The organism is Arthrobacter sp. MMS18-M83 (assembly GCF_026683955.1).
Lineage (GTDB): Bacteria > Actinomycetota > Actinomycetes > Actinomycetales > Micrococcaceae > Arthrobacter.
This window is the reverse complement of record NZ_CP113343.1, coordinates 3,525,102-3,539,674: the sequence shown is the minus strand read 5'-3', so window position 1 is coordinate 3,539,674 and position 14,573 is coordinate 3,525,102. Positions and strand designations below refer to the sequence as shown.

15 protein-coding genes, 1 tRNA gene and 1 pseudogene are annotated in these 14,573 nt (G+C 62.7%); 6 read left to right on the top strand and 11 right to left on the bottom strand.

Going from position 1 to position 14,573, the window contains the following annotated elements; all coding sequences use genetic code 11:
• The first annotated feature begins 29 nt into the window (after positions 1 to 29).
• Together OW521_RS16805 and OW521_RS16800 are read left to right on the top strand one after the other, a co-directional pair.
• Positions 30 to 1,238, top strand: coding sequence for an acetyl-CoA C-acetyltransferase (locus OW521_RS16805; RefSeq protein ID WP_268020740.1), 1,209 nt, complete (start codon positions 30 to 32; stop codon positions 1,236 to 1,238).
• A 42-nt stretch (positions 1,239 to 1,280) separates the two neighbouring features.
• Positions 1,281 to 1,748, top strand: a complete 468-nt coding sequence (locus OW521_RS16800) for an aminoacyl-tRNA deacylase (protein ID WP_268020739.1) — start codon at positions 1,281 to 1,283, stop codon at positions 1,746 to 1,748.
• Positions 1,749 to 1,889: 141 nt separating this feature from the next.
• Here OW521_RS16800 and rplL read toward each other — a convergent pair whose 3' ends face one another.
• From rplL to OW521_RS16755, 9 genes and pseudogenes are all read right to left on the bottom strand, one after another.
• Entirely contained in the window at positions 1,890 to 2,267 is a 378-nt protein-coding gene (gene rplL, locus OW521_RS16795) for a 50S ribosomal protein L7/L12 (RefSeq protein ID WP_268020738.1), read from the bottom strand.
• Positions 2,268 to 2,343: 76 nt separating this feature from the next.
• A complete protein-coding gene (gene rplJ, locus OW521_RS16790; protein ID WP_234749043.1) occupies positions 2,344 to 2,949 on the bottom strand; it encodes a 50S ribosomal protein L10 in 606 nt (201 codons plus the stop codon).
• A gap of 301 nt (positions 2,950 to 3,250) precedes the next feature.
• Positions 3,251 to 4,401 (bottom strand): annotated as a pseudogene (locus OW521_RS16785) (GNAT family N-acetyltransferase).
• Positions 4,380 to 5,471 carry a GNAT family N-acetyltransferase gene (locus tag OW521_RS16780; RefSeq protein WP_268020736.1) on the bottom strand — a complete coding sequence of 364 codons (1,092 nt, stop codon included), beginning with the start codon at positions 5,469 to 5,471 and terminating at the stop codon, positions 4,380 to 4,382. Before OW521_RS16780 ends, OW521_RS16785 begins: the two are co-directional and overlap by 22 nt.
• Positions 5,472 to 5,675: 204 nt before the next feature.
• Complete coding sequence (rplA, locus tag OW521_RS16775) at positions 5,676 to 6,383, bottom strand: 50S ribosomal protein L1 (protein ID WP_234749040.1); 708 nt, start codon at positions 6,381 to 6,383, stop codon at positions 5,676 to 5,678.
• A gap of 132 nt (positions 6,384 to 6,515) precedes the next feature.
• Positions 6,516 to 6,947 carry a 50S ribosomal protein L11 gene (gene rplK, locus OW521_RS16770; RefSeq protein WP_024365990.1) on the bottom strand — a complete coding sequence of 144 codons (432 nt, stop codon included), beginning with the start codon at positions 6,945 to 6,947 and terminating at the stop codon, positions 6,516 to 6,518.
• Positions 6,948 to 7,076: 129 nt separating this feature from the next.
• A complete protein-coding gene (gene nusG / locus OW521_RS16765; protein WP_268020735.1) occupies positions 7,077 to 7,865 on the bottom strand; it encodes a transcription termination/antitermination protein NusG in 789 nt (262 codons plus the stop codon).
• A 114-nt stretch (positions 7,866 to 7,979) separates the two neighbouring features.
• The gene (secE, locus tag OW521_RS16760; protein ID WP_265979286.1) at positions 7,980 to 8,261 is read right to left on the bottom strand and encodes a preprotein translocase subunit SecE; all 282 of its coding nucleotides are present in this window, start codon (positions 8,259 to 8,261) and stop codon (positions 7,980 to 7,982) included.
• An 81-nt stretch (positions 8,262 to 8,342) separates the two neighbouring features.
• Positions 8,343 to 8,415 (bottom strand) — tRNA-Trp (locus OW521_RS16755).
• A gap of 309 nt (positions 8,416 to 8,724) precedes the next feature.
• Here OW521_RS16755 and OW521_RS16750 point away from each other — a divergent pair.
• Complete coding sequence (locus OW521_RS16750; RefSeq protein WP_268020734.1) at positions 8,725 to 9,954, top strand: pyridoxal phosphate-dependent aminotransferase; 1,230 nt, start codon at positions 8,725 to 8,727, stop codon at positions 9,952 to 9,954.
• 197 nt (positions 9,955 to 10,151) lie between these two features.
• Here the strand turns inward: OW521_RS16750 and OW521_RS16745 are convergent, their stop codons facing one another.
• The gene (locus tag OW521_RS16745; RefSeq protein WP_268020733.1) at positions 10,152 to 10,823 is read right to left on the bottom strand and encodes a LuxR C-terminal-related transcriptional regulator; all 672 of its coding nucleotides are present in this window, start codon (positions 10,821 to 10,823) and stop codon (positions 10,152 to 10,154) included.
• On the bottom strand, positions 10,820 to 12,247 hold the full coding sequence (locus tag OW521_RS16740) for an ATP-binding protein (RefSeq protein WP_268020732.1): 1,428 nt from the start codon (positions 12,245 to 12,247) through the stop codon (positions 10,820 to 10,822). The genes OW521_RS16745 and OW521_RS16740 overlap by 4 nt, the downstream gene beginning before the upstream one ends.
• Positions 12,248 to 12,372: 125 nt before the next feature.
• On the opposite strand from OW521_RS16740, the gene OW521_RS16735 reads away from it, so the two are divergent.
• Genes OW521_RS16735 through OW521_RS16725 form a run of 3 tightly spaced genes read left to right on the top strand, consistent with a single transcriptional unit; the run spans position 12,373 to position 14,503 of the window.
• Positions 12,373 to 13,899, top strand: coding sequence for a PspC domain-containing protein (locus OW521_RS16735; RefSeq protein ID WP_268020731.1), 1,527 nt, complete (start codon positions 12,373 to 12,375; stop codon positions 13,897 to 13,899).
• 1 nt (position 13,900) lies between these two features.
• Positions 13,901 to 14,200: a hypothetical protein gene (locus OW521_RS16730; RefSeq protein ID WP_268020730.1), complete on the top strand. Its 300-nt coding sequence runs from the start codon at positions 13,901 to 13,903 to the stop codon at positions 14,198 to 14,200.
• A gap of 45 nt (positions 14,201 to 14,245) precedes the next feature.
• Positions 14,246 to 14,503, top strand: coding sequence for a PspC domain-containing protein (locus tag OW521_RS16725; RefSeq protein ID WP_268020729.1), 258 nt, complete (start codon positions 14,246 to 14,248; stop codon positions 14,501 to 14,503).
• Positions 14,504 to 14,573: the final 70 nt, after the last annotated feature.

The window sequence follows — 14,573 nt, the reverse complement described above, 5'->3', positions numbered from 1 at the left end:
GCTCACCACCCTTGATCGGAAGAGAGAAAATGAGCACCCCTTCAGACAAAAGGGACAACAACGACGTTGTCATCCTTTCCGCCACCCGCACCCCACAGGGCAGGTTGAACGGTCAACTGGCTGGACTCACCGCCGTCGAGCTCGGTGCGCACGCCATTTCAGGCGCCATCGCGGCGAGCGGACTCACGGCGGACAAAGTGGACGCAGTGATCATGGGACAGGTCCTGCAAGCGGGAGCCGGTCAAAATCCTGCCCGGCAGAGTGCCATAGCTGCCGGCATCGGATGGAACATCCCGGCCGTCACCATCAACAAGGTCTGTCTTTCCGGACTGACTGCCGTGATCGATGCCGCGCGAATGATCCGTAGCGGCGATGCCACCGTTGTAGTGGCTGGCGGTCAGGAATCAATGAGCCGCGCTCCCCATTTGCTGCCAGGCTCACGGCAGGGGTGGAGCTACGGGGCAATCCAGGCTCTCGACGTTGCGGCACATGACGGCCTCACGGACGCCTTTGATGGCCAGTCGATGGGCTTGTCCACCGAGATCAGGAACCTGTCGCTGGGCATCGACCGCCGCTCCCAGGATGAAGTGGCCGCTGCTTCGCACCAGCGTGCCGCCGCAGCCGCAGAGCAAGGAGTGTTCTCCGGCGAGATCACACCCATCAGGATCAAACAGCGCAAGGGCGAACCCCTGGTGTTGACAAGCGACGAAGGCGTCCGCCCCCAGACCACTCTCGAGACCTTGGCCCCCTTGAAGGGCGCCTTCGCCACCGACGGAACCATCACGGCGGGCAACTCGTCTCCCCTGTCCGACGGCGCCTCCGCACTTGTGCTCACCAGCCGCCGCTTTGCCGAGGAGAACGGCCTCGAGTATCTTGCCGTCCTCGGCAAGCCCGGGCAAGTGGCCGGGCCTGACAACAGCCTGCATTCGCAGCCGTCCAACGCCATCCGGCAGGCTTTGGACCGCGCCGGATGGACAACTGCCGATCTGGACTTCATCGAGATCAACGAAGCCTTCGGCTCGGTTGCGGTGCAGTCCTTGAAGGACTTGGACTATCCCTTGGAAAAGTGCAATATCCATGGCGGGGCAATCGCTATTGGACATCCGATCGGGGCCTCCGGGGCCCGGCTTGCCCTGCATGCGGCCCACGAGCTGAAGCGCCGCGGCAAGGGCAAGGCGGCAGTCGCCTTGTGTGGCGGCGGCGGTCAAGGCGAAGCACTGCTCCTGTACCGCGACTAGGAATCCGGCAGCGGGAGCGGCCACCTGAGAAATGAGGCATGAATGCGGGGCACTGAGCGATTCCTGGCCGACGCAGCCGCCCGCGGACTGGAGGTCCAGCTCGTGGAACGGGCGGCGGCCGCAAGTCTTGAGGAAGCGGCCCGCATCATGGGGATCACGCCGTCGGACATTGTGAAGTCCCTTGTGGTCAAACACCGGGACGGCACGTTCCTGTTCGCGCTGGTTCCTGGCGACCGCCAGATCTCTTGGCCAAAACTGCGCGCACTCCTCGGCGTCAACAAGCTGTCCATGCCCTCCGCCGATATTGCCTTCGAGGCCACCGGCTATGAGCGAGGCACCATCACTCCGTTGGGAAGCTCAAAGCCTTGGCCGGTCTATGCTGACGCCAGCATCGCGGGACGGCGGGTATCCCTGGGTGCCGGCGAACACGGATTCAGCGCTTTCGTGAAGGCCGACGAACTCGCTGCCGCGTTGCAGGCCGTGGTGGCCGACATCAGCGACCCCATATAAGCAACGCGGGGTCACTTACGGCCCATCCAGCAGCACCCAGTGGGACGTAAGTGACCCCGCGTTGCTCTTAATGCAAGAAGCCCCGCCCGGACGAATCCGGACGGGGCTTCCTGGGTAAAGCGAATTACCCGAAGAGGCGAGTTACTTGACAGTAACCCTGGCGCCTGCAGCTTCGAGCTGATCCTTGGCCTTCTCTGCGGCTTCCTTGGTGGCGCCTTCGAGGACAGCCTTCGGTGCACCGTCAACCAGGTCCTTGGCTTCCTTGAGGCCGAGGGAGGTGATGGCGCGAACTTCCTTGATCACTGCGATCTTCTTTTCGCCGGCAGCTTCGAGGATGACATCAAATTCGGTCTTCTCTTCAACTTCTTCGCCAGCGCCGCCCGCAGCCGGGCCTGCAACTGCAACAGCAGCAGCAGTAACTTCGAAGGTCTCTTCGAAGAGCTTGACGAACTCGGAGAGCTCGATGATGGTCAGTTCCTTGAAAGCTTCAATGAGCTCTTCGTTGCTGAGCTTCGCCATGTTTGGCGTCCTTCCTTTAGGTGGTGCTGCCACGGACGTCGTCCGTTACTGCACCGCAGTTTGAATGGGGGAGAACTTAGTTCTCTTCGGTTGCTGCTTCAGCGGCTTCAGCCGGAGCGGCAGCCTCTTCTGCAGCAGCCTCGGCGGGAGCCTCTTCGGCAGCCGGTGCTTCTTCAGCGGCCGGTGCAACAGCGCCGCCCTCTTCTTCAAGCTTGAGGCGCAGAGCGTCAATGATGCGTGCAGCAGCGGCAGCAGGTGCCTTGAGGATGCCTGCAACCTTGGCGAGCTGCAGCTCACGGGACTCGAGGGCTGCCAGTGCGGCAACCTCTGCTGCGTTCAGTGCCTTGCCTTCGAAGTAGCCGGTCTTGATGACAAGCTGCTTGTTGACCTTGGCAAAGTCCGTCAGGCTCTTGGCGGCAGCAACCGCGTCACCCTTGATGAATGCAATTGCAGTGGGGCCGGCAAGCTGACCGTCGAATGCTTCGACACCAGCTTCCTTGGCTGCAATGGCGGTCAGGGTGTTCTTGACGACCGAGAACTTGGTGTCCAGGCCGAGAGAAACACGCAGCTGCTTGAGCTGTGCAACAGAGAGCCCGCGGTATTCGGTCAGGACAGCGGCGTTCGATTCCTTGAAATCGTTGGTGATCTCAGCTACTGCAGAGATCTTGCTAGGCGTTGCCATAACCCTCCTTCCGGGGAATAAAGCCGGTCTTCCGGGTCCCCGCTCAAAAGAGCTGCAACTAAAAACGCCCCGCGCAGATGCACGGGGCTTGGCTCGACGCGATCACATGATCGTGGAGACTTGCTTCGTTCACCTGCGCCGGCCGCCCTTTGTCAGGGTCCTTCGTCAGGGAAACCACTTGATTCTTCCGCGCGTGGCTGCAGTGTTGAGCTGCGCACAGAGGAGTGGGTTCCCATCAACCGACGGTCTTTGGTAGTTCAAGCTTACGGGACGGGCAAGTGCATCACCAAATCAGGCCGCCTCACTCAGAGGAAGTGACCTTAGGACCCATGTCCGGCAGCTCCTTTTGCCACAGCCCTGTAACTCCTGCCGTGGTAAATCCCAATTGCTTGTTCACTGTCAGCAGGTACCGATTCTCCGGGGCGTTCCAGGTGTAGATCACCCGAGCGTCCGGAAACTGCTCGCTAAGGCGCTGCATGTTGGCGACCTTGATCAGGAGTCCGAGCTTGTTCCCCGGTGCTCCTGAAGGACGATCGTGTCGTCTTGGAAGACGACATCCTGGCGTTGCGCCAGAACGCCAATGGTAGTGAGTCCAACGATGCGCCCACTGGCGACGTGCTCGACGGCGGTGACCACCGTTCGGCGCCCCTGCGCGACGGCGGCGTCTTCCGCCTGACGCAGGACTCCGGCGTCGAACACTAACTGCTGCTGCTCAGCCTCAGCGGTCTCGCCGCCCTCCGACACAACTTCGCCGGCAGCGTTCTCGAGCGCGGCCACGGCCTCGAGCCATTGCTCCGGGCAACGGTCCGTCCAGTGGTGGACGCGGTACCGGCCGGCATTCGCATCCTCCGCTTCGGCCTCGAGCTCGGCGACGAGCTTCGAGTCCAGCGGCAGGGCGCAGGAACTGAACTGTTCGATGTGCTGGAGGGTGTAGCCGGTACGCCGGGCGAAATCGACCTCGCGGCTGGCCAGGGGGACGAACCCGAGGCCACTGCCCGGCACTAATTGTTCGTCGGCACCCCCGTGCAGGGACGCGGCAGGGTGGTTGGTGTCCACCATGATCATCGTCCTGCCCTCGCTCTTGGCGAAATGTTCGGCGGCCTCCAGAAGCTGCCGCCCCACGCCCCTGCGTTGGAACTCCGGGAGGATATCGAGGGTGAATTCCGCCAGGTCCATGTTGTCGGCAAGCGGGAGCGCTATGTCGACGGTGCCGACGATGCGGCCGTCGAGGCGGGCCACAAGAATGACCTGGCGTTCGTATGGATCTGCCAGTTCGAGCAGTTTCTCCAACGGCGTGTATGCGAGGTCGTCACTCCCCCAGATCTGCATCCGGACTTTGCGGCTGACTTCCACGGCGGCGAGGAAATCCTTCGCGTCATCGGCGTCAAGGGAATCCGGGATCCAGAGTTGGCCGATCTCCACCGTGCTCGTCATTTGGTCCTCTTTTGCCATTCGCCGTCGTATCCCACCGGTCGGAAGCCGAGCTTTACGTTGATGGCCAGCATATGTTCGTTTTCCTCGGCGTTAAAAGTCATGACGCGTTGGACAGCCGGATATTCTGCTTGCAGTCGCCTCAGGTTCGCCAATTTCACGAGCATCCCCAATCCGTGGCCTCGGTGCGGACTTGCCACCAAGGTGTCGTCCTGATCGGCCATCCACGGCTTCGCAGGATCGAGGTAAATCACGGTGTAAGCGGCGAGTTCACCCGTTGGGCGATGTTGTGCAGCTGCCACAAGGGCGGTCCGGCCCTCGGCAAGGGTAGTGTCCTCAAGTTGCCTGACGCGTGTCGCGTCCCAAGCCTCTGCCTCAATCTCAAGGCCTCCCGCGGGAGTATCCGTGCTCATCCGGCCCATGAGAACCGCCATCTGCTCCACGTATTCGCCGGGGCAACGGTTCGTCCAGCCAAGGACCCCGTATGCGGCATCCGCTTTGGAATGCGCCATGAACTCAAGGTTCGCCCACTCCGCGTCGTGGTCCATTTCCAGTCTGCTGAACCTACTTGTCTGTTCCAGTCTGTATCCGTTCTTGAGGCAGAACGCGACGCCCGGACCATCTCCGGGCACTCCCCCGGCTCCCGCGGCAGGATCAAGCCGACCGGCCCCTTCGAAGGCGACGGGGTGTTCGGTGTGCGCCTGCAAGACATGCCTTCCCTGTGCCTTCGCGACTTCCTCCACGGTGCGGAGCAAGGCGGTTCCGATTCCACGCCGGCGGTATCTCTGCAGGACATCTACATGTAGCCATGCCGTGCCGACGTTGTCTTTGACCGGAACGTGGCAGGAAGCGTAGCCAACGATGCCTCCGTCAACCCGCGCAAGAAAGTTCCTGGATACCTCGTAGGGGGTGTCGCGCCATCCAGAAAGCCGGACGGGCGCCGACGATGCCCTGTCCAAGTTTCCCCAAATTTCCAGCACCATTGCGTCCATCGCGGCCGAGAGTTCACGGAACTCCTCGCCGTCCCGCCCTTCCAGGGACTCCGGCAGATGGAACTCATAGATGCTGAAGTCCGGAAGCAGGCCTGTCATGTCCTCAGCCTAATCAGCGGCCGCCAGCCGCGATAGGTGCCCGACGCCGGGAGGTGCCTCACCGCTCGAGGTGCCCGACGCCGGGAGGTGCGGGCCGCCGTCGTACGCTTCACCATGCCGCGAAGGCGGCTCCGCAAGCGGACAAACAAAGGACCGCCCGGCGCGAGGCCGGACGGTCCATTCAGAGTCGATGCTCCCTGTGGCTTACGCCTCGGTGAGAACCTTGGTGACGTTCGGGTCAACGGAGATGCCCGGGCCGAACGTGGTGGCGACGGTAGCCTTCTGGATGTAGCGGCCCTTGGAAGCGGACGGCTTCAGGCGAAGCACCTCTTCCAGAGCAGCTGCGTAGTTCTCGGCCAGCTTCAGCTCGTCAAAGGAAACCTTGCCGATGATGAAGTGCAGGTTCGAGTGCTTGTCGACGCGGAAGTCGATCTTGCCGCCCTTGATGTCGTTGACAGCCTTGGTGACGTCTGCGGTCACGGTACCGGTCTTCGGGTTCGGCATGAGGTTACGCGGGCCGAGGACCTTACCGAGGCGGCCAACCTTGCCCATGAGGTCAGGGGTTGCCACTGCGGCGTCGAAGTCGGTCCAGCCGGCTGCGATCTTTTCGATCAGGTCATCGGAACCAACGAAGTCGGCGCCTGCAGCGATTGCTGCTTCGGCCTTGTCGCCCGTCGCGAAAACCAGGACCCGGGCAGTCTTTCCCGTGCCGTGCGGCAGGTTGACAGTGCCGCGGACCATCTGGTCGGCCTTACGCGGGTCGACGCCCAAACGGAAAGCAACCTCAACGGTGGCGTCGAACTTGGACGGGTTGGTGTCCTTGGCGAGCTTGATGGCCTCGAACGGGGCGTAGAACTTGTCTGCCTCGATCTTGGCTACGGCTGCCTCATATGCTTTGCTGCGCTTTGCCATGCTGCTTATTCTCCTTGTGCAGTTGTGGTCTGCGGACCGCGCTGGGCCCTGCCACAGTTGGAAATCCGGCGTGGATCTCCAACATTTTCAATATTTCAATGGTGCCGGTTTCCCGGCGGTTGAAGGCTGGTATTAGCCTTCGACGGTGATGCCCATGGAGCGTGCGGTGCCGGCAATTATCTTGGCAGCGCCCTCAAGGCTGGTGGCGTTGAGGTCTTCCATCTTGGTGGTGGCGATCTCGTTAACCTGTGCCTGGGTCAGCTTGGCAACCTTGACGGTGTGCGGCGTGGGCGAACCCTTGGCAACGCCTGCAGCCTTCTTGATGAGCTCTGCAGCCGGCGGGGTCTTGGTGATGAAGGTGAAGGAGCGGTCTTCGTAGACCGTGATTTCAACCGGGATAACGTTTCCGCGCTGGGCTTCCGTTGCGGCGTTGTACGCCTTGCAGAATTCCATGATGTTGACACCGTGCTGGCCAAGCGCAGGACCGATCGGCGGGGCCGGGTTGGCGGCGCCTGCCTGGATCTGCAGCTTGATGAGGCCGGTGACCTTCTTCTTGGGAGCCAATGTAGGTCCTTCTCTCAATAACTTCCTAGGACACAGGAGCGTGCCTCAGGTTTGTGGCCGCCATGGCAAGGCGACCGACCGCTCCGCGGCTGCTAAGCCGGCAACCGCGGGGCGAAATTCTGGGATCAACTAGATCTTGGAGACCTGGTTGAATGCGAGCGTCACCGGGGTTTCGCGTTCGAAGATAGACACCAGAACCACAAGCGTCTGGGAATCCATCTTGATCTCGGAGATCGTTGCGGGAAGGGTCTCGAACGGACCTTCCTTGACGATGACCGACTCTCCGACCTCGAAGTCGATGTCGACCGGGGTCTGGTGCTGCTTGTTGACCGGCTTGCCCTTCTCGGCCTGCTGCTCTTCGAAGACCGGAGCCAGCATGGAGAAGACCTCGTCGAGGCGAAGAGGGACGGGGTTGTGGGCGTTACCCACGAAGCCGGTGACACCCGGGGTGTGGCGAACGGCGCCCCAGGATGCGTCAGTCAGGTCCATGCGGACGAGGACGTAACCCGGAATGCGCACGCGGTTGATGATCTTGCGCTGGGCGTTCTTGATCTCGACCACTTCCTCCATGGGCACCTGGATTTCGAAGATGTAATCTTCCATGTCCAGGGTCTGGATTCGGGTCTCAAGGTTGGCCTTGACGCGGTTTTCGTAGCCGGCGTAGGAGTGGATGACGTACCAGTCACCTTCCTGGCGGCGAAGCTTGGCCTTGAACTCGTCAGCGGGGTCGGCGGGCGCTACAGCTGCAGCGGCGGCCAGGGCGTCGGCGTCATCCTGGTCGGCGTCGTCGACGTCGGCAGTTTCGGGCGCAGCAGAATCGACCTCGGACCCTTCCGTGGCGTCAGCCGCGGCGTGGTCCGTACTTTCAGCCGGCCCATCCAGCTCAGTCTCAGTTACCTCGAGCTCCTGCTCAGACACTTGGTCTCCTGCTTCCTCATTGCCTAACATGCCTATTTAAATGGCTCAATTCCGCAAACCCTGTGAAATCCCTTGATTTTCCGGGGATTCCACGCGGTTTACGGACTGATCCGCTTAGTGGTTCGTGGTGCCAGTAGCGCCGAAAACCCATTTGATTCCCGTACCGAAAGCCAGGTCCAGGATGGTGACCACAAGCATCATGATGGCCACGAACACGAGCACCACGAGCGTGTAGTTGACCAGTTCCTTACGGGTGGGGGCAACGACCTTCTTGAGTTCACCAATTACCTGGCGGACAAAAAGTGCAATTCGAGCGAAGAGGCCAGAATCGGACTTCTTGGCAGGGCGGCCCTTCGAGCTGCTCGCAGCTGTTTCGGTCACCTGATCCTCACTCATCTATGCAAACGTCGTTGACCCGACTCTGATCAGAGCCATGGTTGCTGCGCATGTTCCGGGTGAACCCCGGAACAGCCTGCGCAGGGCAGACAGGACTCGAACCTGCAACCTGCGGTTTTGGAGACCGCTGCGCTACCAATTGCGCCACTACCCTATGGAACGAATCCATATTTTGGCCGCAGTCCATCAAAGCCGAGGACCCCCTGGGAACAGGAGATTCCGGACCCAGTCTGGGGCGCGAACCATTGTGATGTTTTTCAACACCGGTGAACCAGTCTACGCAACAACGTCGCGATAGTCGAACCGGGTCTTTTCCGGAGTGTTCGGCCCGTCCCGCTCGTGTGATCAGCCTCAACTGTCACTTTCCCGGTGTTAGCCCGATAGCTCCGCAGAACAGCATAAAGTAGATTCCGTCGAATCCCACCATCCAGCTCATGAGCTGCCAGCGAAGAACGGTGCTTTAATGTCTGCCGGAATACCTGCCGCCCGCATTTCACAGCGAATTTCCGCCATCGCCGAATCCGCCACCCTTGCCGTTGACGCCAAGGCCAAGGCGCTCAAGGCAGCGGGTCGTCCCGTGATTGGCTTCGGCGCCGGGGAGCCCGACTTCCCGACACCTGACTACATCGTGAAGGCCGCCGTCGAAGCCGCCGCCCAACCGAAGTACCACCGCTATTCCCCCGCAGCTGGTCTGCCGGAACTGAAGCAGGCCATTGCGGACAAGACGTTCCGCGATTCCGGTTACAAAGTCGACGCTTCCCAGGTGATGGTCACCAATGGCGGCAAACAGGCTGTGTACAACACCTTCGCCACACTTGTTGACCCGGGCGACGAAGTCATCATCCCCACGCCTTTCTGGACCACCTACCCGGAGGCAATCCGCTTGGCCGGAGGCGTGCCTGTTGAGGTCTTCGCCGGCCCGGAGCAGGGTTACCTCGTCACCGTGGAGCAGCTTGAGGCCGCGGTCACGGACAAGACGAAGATCCTGCTTTTCGTCTCCCCGTCCAACCCCACCGGTGCCGTCTACAGCGCCGAACAGGTCGCAGAGATCGGAAAATGGGCAGCGGCCAAGGGCCTCTGGGTCGTCACCGACGAAATCTATGAGCACCTGACCTACGACGGCGTGCCCTTCACCTCGATTGCCACCGCCGCCCCCGAGCTCGGCGACAAGGTGGTCATCCTCAACGGTGTGGCCAAGACTTATGCGATGACCGGATGGCGCGTCGGATGGATGATCGGTCCGGCCGATGTCATCAAGGCCGCCACCAACCTCCAGTCGCACTCGACGTCTAACGTTTCGAACATCATGCAGATCGCGGCCCTGGCCGCGGTCTCCGGTCCGCTGACCGCCGTCGACGAGATGAAGGTTGCCTTTGACCGCCGCCGCAAGGCGATTGTCGCTGGACTGAACGCGATCGAGGGTGTGGAATGCCCGACGCCGGCCGGCGCCTTCTACGTGTACGCCGACGTCCGCGGGCTGCTGGGGAAGGAGTTCCCTACGTCGAACGGTCCCGTCCGTCCGTCAACGTCTGCTGAGCTTGCGTCGCTGATCCTCGACGAAGTTGAGGTCGCAGTCGTTCCGGGCGAGGCTTTCGGTCCCTCAGGTTATGTGCGCTTGTCCTACGCCCTGGGTGACGAGGACCTCGCCGAGGGCGTTCGACGCCTGCAGGAGTTCCTCGGCCAGGCCAAGTAGCCTTTCGCTTGCACAAACGCTCGCTCACCTTGAGATAAAGGTGAGCGAGCGTTTGGGTTTAAGGCACCACAGGTGAGCGAGCGTTTGGGTTTAAGGCACCACAGGTGAGCGAGCGTTTGGGTTTAAGGCACCACAGGTGAGCGAGCGTTTGGGTTTAAGGCACCACAGGTGAGCGAGCGTTTGGGGTTAAGCGAGCGTCAGAGGAGGCGGCGCTCGGCGGCCCATTTCGTCAGTTCGTGGCGGCTGGAGAGCTGGAGCTTGCGCAACACCGCGGAGACATGGGTTTCGACGGTCTTGATCGAAATGAACAATTCCTTGGCAACCTCCTTGTAGCTGTAGCCTCGCGCGATGAGGCGCATGACTTCCAGTTCCCTGGCGGAGAGGCGGTCCAGTTCGTCGTCGGCGATCTCCGCAGGTGAGGTCCCGAACGCGTCCAACACAAAACCTGCCAGGCGCGGCGAGAACACGGCGTCGCCGTCGGCCACGCGGATTACTGCATTGGAGATCTCCGGGCCGGAAATGGTCTTGGTGACATAGCCCCGGGCGCCGGCCCGAATGACGGCCACGACGTCCTCGGCGGCGTCGGACACGCTCAGGGCCAGGAAACTGGTACTCCCCCGCAACGGGGCGGACGCGCTAATGACCTCCCGCCCGCCACCGCCTAGGCCGCCCGGCAAGTGAACGTCAAGAAGGACGACTTCCGGGCGGACCTCGGCAATCACGGCGATGGCTTGTTCCACCGTTCCGGCTTCGCCCACGACGTCGATCCTGGAATCGAGGTCGGCCTTCAGCCCGGAACGGAAAATGGCATGATCGTCCACGATCACCACCCGGACCGTCCGCGCTACTTGCTCTGATAGGGCGCTCATGATTTGGTCTCTCCGTTTCGGTTCTCTGCTTTGTCGTCGTACTCAACGGGCAGCTTCAGGCGGACCTCGGTACCCTCTGAGCCGCTGCTGATGACTGCGGTACCTCCGTGACGTTTCATCCGGCCGATGATTGATTCTTTGACGCCAAGCCGGTCTTCCGGCACGGTATCCGGGTCAAAGCCCGGACCTCGATCCCTCACAAAAACCTCGCTGCCTGTGTCCGAGCTCTCGAGATAGACGGACACGGCTCCGCCGCCATGCCGGGCCGCATTGTGCATGGCCTCGCGGGCCGCCAGGACGAGCGCTTCGTGCCTGTCCGTCATGGCCGCGTCCCCTACGCTGACGACGTCCACCGCGTGCCCATGCGCGTCCTCCACCTCGGCCGCGGCCGCAGCAATCCGCTCTGCCAGGAGTCCCGAATCCTTGGCGGCGTCCCGATACAGCCACGTGCGCAGTTCACGCTCCTGGGCACGTGCCAGGCGGATCACGTCTTGCTCGGAACCGGCGCGACGCTGGATCAACGCAAGCGTCTGCAGCACCGAGTCGTGCAGATGGGCCGCAATCTCGGCCCGCTCGGTCTCGCGCACGCGTCCTGCACGCTCGGTTTCAAGGTCCTTCCAGAACTTCAGTCCCCACGGCAGCAGCACCAGGGCGACGCCACCCAACACCGCGATAGAAGCCAGCAACGCGAGCCATGTCTGCTCCCACGAGCCGGAACCGGACACCATCACCAAAACTCCAGCAACCACCAGCGCGAGTCCTGCAGCGAGGCGGACCCACCCGCCGGCTTGGTCCGCCTTCGTCTTGTCCACCAGTCCGGCCCTGCGCGTCTCATCCAGTTGCATCCACGCGATCGCCGCGCCACCAAGAATGGCTGCAGCCGGGATCAGGGTGCCGAGGGGAACCTCGACGCCGAACTGCCGGGCGATGAGGATCGCAGCCACGAGAAGGAGACCTGCCCCCAGCAGGATCTCTTTCCCGTACTGGATGCGCCGAACCCTGAACCAGGAAGCGAAGACGGGAGCAGTGCTGGACTGCGGTGGCGGCTGCGCGCCGACGTCGGGCGCCCTTCCGACGACACCGTCGGGGACCTCCGGAGCCCAAGCAGCCGGAGTCCAATTGGGAGCTGGCGCTGCCCCTGCGGCTGGGTCAGGGCCAGCGAACGGAGGCATGCTCACCGCGGGAGCAATGGGCGACGCCGGGCGGCGGCTATTGCGGCGGGCGCTCTCATCGGCCGTAGGCACCATGACCCAAAGCCAAGCGTAGAAAGCCAGACCGGCACCGCCGGCACACGAAGCAAGGACCATCCCGAGCCGGACGTACTTCACGGGCCAGCCCAAGTGGTCGGCCAGCCCGCCGCACACGCCCGCAATGATGCGGTCGCTGCTGCGGACCAGCGGCGGGCGTTGGGTGGCGATTGTCATGAATCCATCCAAACACGGATCAAGGCCTTCGACGCTGGAAGCAGGGCATCTCAGGGGGCCACTCAGGGAACGTTCAGGGTATCCCCCAATAGAACGGGACGGTCGCCGGACGGCAAGATCGAAGTATGAATCCGAACAGCATGAATCCAGAGGAATCCGCACACCCCGCGGATCTCGGGCAACCCGAGGAATCCAGGCAAGCCCGGGAAACCGGCTCGCCGGAAGAACCCGTCCGGCCAAGCGCCGGCAGCGCCGATGGCAGCGGCAGCGGCGCACCGTACTACGCATTGCCCGCTCCCCCACAGAACTTTTTCACCTGGATCCGAAGCCAGGGCATCAGCCGCGGCCAGGACCGGTGGATGGGCGGCGTGGCCAGCGGCATCGCCCACCGCTTCGGCATCGATCCCTTGATCGTCCGCGGCATCTTCATCGTCCTGACCGTCTTCGCCGGTATCGGCATCCTGCTCTACGGCATCGCCTGGGCCCTCCTGCCCGAACCCGATGGCCGCATCCACGCCCAGGAAGCAGGGGCAGGCCGGTGGTCTGGAGGCATGACCGGCGCCTTGATCACCACCATCATCGGATTGCCAGGCCTCGGCCGCGGATTCTGGGGATGGGGTTGGAACGGCCTTCCGGGGCTCTTCTGGACGCTGTTCTGGGTAGGCGGCGTCATCTACCTGATCTACTTCCTGGTCCAGCGCAGCAAATCCCGCAACGGAGGACGAACCATGGGAACCCAACACTATGCCCCTGCTCCGGGCACCCCAGGCGGCGCCTACGGCGCAGCGCAGGGCACCTCATATGAAAGCGGCATGCACGCGCACGGCGCTGTATCGGCGTCGGGCACAGTGCCGCCGTCGGGCGCTGGTTATTCCGCGCCCCCCAACACCGGACAGTACGGGGCTGGCAGTTACGGGACCGGCGCCTACGGGACCGGCGGACCCGCTACTCCTTCTGGCCCCTTCAATCCTTCCGGACCCTACCCGCCGGGTGGCGGATCCAGCCGGCCCCAGCGGCCGAAGCGGCAGGGACCGGGCGCGGCCATCATAGCCGTCTCCGCGGGGGCGGCCCTCCTGGCCGGAGGCACGCTCAAGCTGCTCGACGCCGGCAACGTCATCCACCTCGGCGATGCCGCCAACGCGGTAATTTGGGCCACGGGCGCCGGAGTCCTCGGCCTCGGCATCCTGGTAGCCGGGCTTCGAGGCCGCACGTCGGGGCTGCTCGGATTCCTTGCCATTGCGGCGCTGGTGATCGGGGGCATCTTCAATATCGCACCCAATGCCGACCACTTCCGTCTCCAGAATGGACAGTGGAATCCCGTGAGCATCGACGATGCCCGCAAAGGCTTCGACATTACGGGAGCCAATGGGACCGTTGACTTGACCAAGCTAAACCTCAGCGCGCCGATGGGCTCCGACGTCGTGGTTCCGATGGACGTGACTGCCAGCAACATAAAACTCCTCATCCCGGCGAACGTGCCGGTGGAGGTCCAAGCGGACATGACCTTCGCAAACCTCAAGCAGGACGGCAGCGCCGTCACCCAAAGCAACGGTGGTACCCGGGACAGCTTCAACACTGACAAGCCCGGCGCCAAGCTGGTCGTCAAGCTCAACGGCACCTTCAGTAACGTCACCGTCCAGGAAGGAAACTGACATGAGCGCGCACGAACCTACGCGGGCATTTGAAACCGGCCCGTCAGCATCCGAGCCCGTAGCGCAAGCTGCCGGCGCCAGGGTTGGCACCGTGGTCTGGGGACTGATCGTCCTGGCACTCGCAGCCTTGATCATCATTTCGAAGCTCGGACTCGTGGCCCTGAACGGCAACTATGTGCTGATTGGGCTCATGATCGGGGCTGGCGCGGCACTCGTGATCGGCGGCATTTTGTCGGCCCGCTCGCGAAAGGGCAACGGGTCCGGCCCGGGCTCAAGGGCCGCCGATACCGACCATCAGTAGCAACCAACACGTGACAAAGCGGCCACAACAGGGAAGGCTCTAGCCATGAACAAGTTCTTCAGCATCGTACGGGGCATCGGCCTGAAGCGCGGTCCACAGCGTTGGCTCGGAGGGGTTTGCGGCGGCATTGCCGCCAAACTGAATGTGGACGTGGCCTACGTCCGCGTAGCCTACCTGCTCTTCTGCCTTCTACCGGGGCCCGCCGTGGTGATCTACGTGGTGGCGTGGCTACTGCTTCCCAACCAGGGCGGCGTCATTGCGCTGGAAACGTTCCTCAACCAACGTTCGCAAGGCAAGAAATAGACCAGCCCGGCCCAGGGGATTCACTGGGCTAGGCGGGTTCAAACCAGCGCTCCGCCACCCCGGCGAGGCG

Excerpts from the sequence above, each read along its gene's own strand:
- OW521_RS16805 (WP_268020740.1), top strand. The coding sequence starts at position 30 with ATGAGCACCCCTTCAGACAAAAGGGACAACAACGACGTTGTCATCCTT.
- OW521_RS16800 (WP_268020739.1), top strand. The coding sequence starts at position 1,281 with ATGCGGGGCACTGAGCGATTCCTGGCCGACGCAGCCGCCCGCGGACTG.
- rplL (WP_268020738.1), bottom strand. The coding sequence starts at position 2,267 with ATGGCGAAGCTCAGCAACGAAGAGCTCATTGAAGCTTTCAAGGAACTG.
- rplJ (WP_234749043.1), bottom strand. The coding sequence starts at position 2,949 with ATGGCAACGCCTAGCAAGATCTCTGCAGTAGCTGAGATCACCAACGAT.
- OW521_RS16780 (WP_268020736.1), bottom strand. The coding sequence starts at position 5,471 with ATGACAGGCCTGCTTCCGGACTTCAGCATCTATGAGTTCCATCTGCCG.
- rplA (WP_234749040.1), bottom strand. The coding sequence starts at position 6,383 with ATGGCAAAGCGCAGCAAAGCATATGAGGCAGCCGTAGCCAAGATCGAG.
- secE (WP_265979286.1), bottom strand. The coding sequence starts at position 8,261 with ATGAGTGAGGATCAGGTGACCGAAACAGCTGCGAGCAGCTCGAAGGGC.
- OW521_RS16750 (WP_268020734.1), top strand. The coding sequence starts at position 8,725 with ATGTCTGCCGGAATACCTGCCGCCCGCATTTCACAGCGAATTTCCGCC.
- OW521_RS16745 (WP_268020733.1), bottom strand. The coding sequence starts at position 10,823 with ATGAGCGCCCTATCAGAGCAAGTAGCGCGGACGGTCCGGGTGGTGATC.
- OW521_RS16740 (WP_268020732.1), bottom strand. The coding sequence starts at position 12,247 with ATGACAATCGCCACCCAACGCCCGCCGCTGGTCCGCAGCAGCGACCGC.
- OW521_RS16735 (WP_268020731.1), top strand. The coding sequence starts at position 12,373 with ATGAATCCGAACAGCATGAATCCAGAGGAATCCGCACACCCCGCGGAT.
- OW521_RS16730 (WP_268020730.1), top strand. The coding sequence starts at position 13,901 with ATGAGCGCGCACGAACCTACGCGGGCATTTGAAACCGGCCCGTCAGCA.
- OW521_RS16725 (WP_268020729.1), top strand. The coding sequence starts at position 14,246 with ATGAACAAGTTCTTCAGCATCGTACGGGGCATCGGCCTGAAGCGCGGT.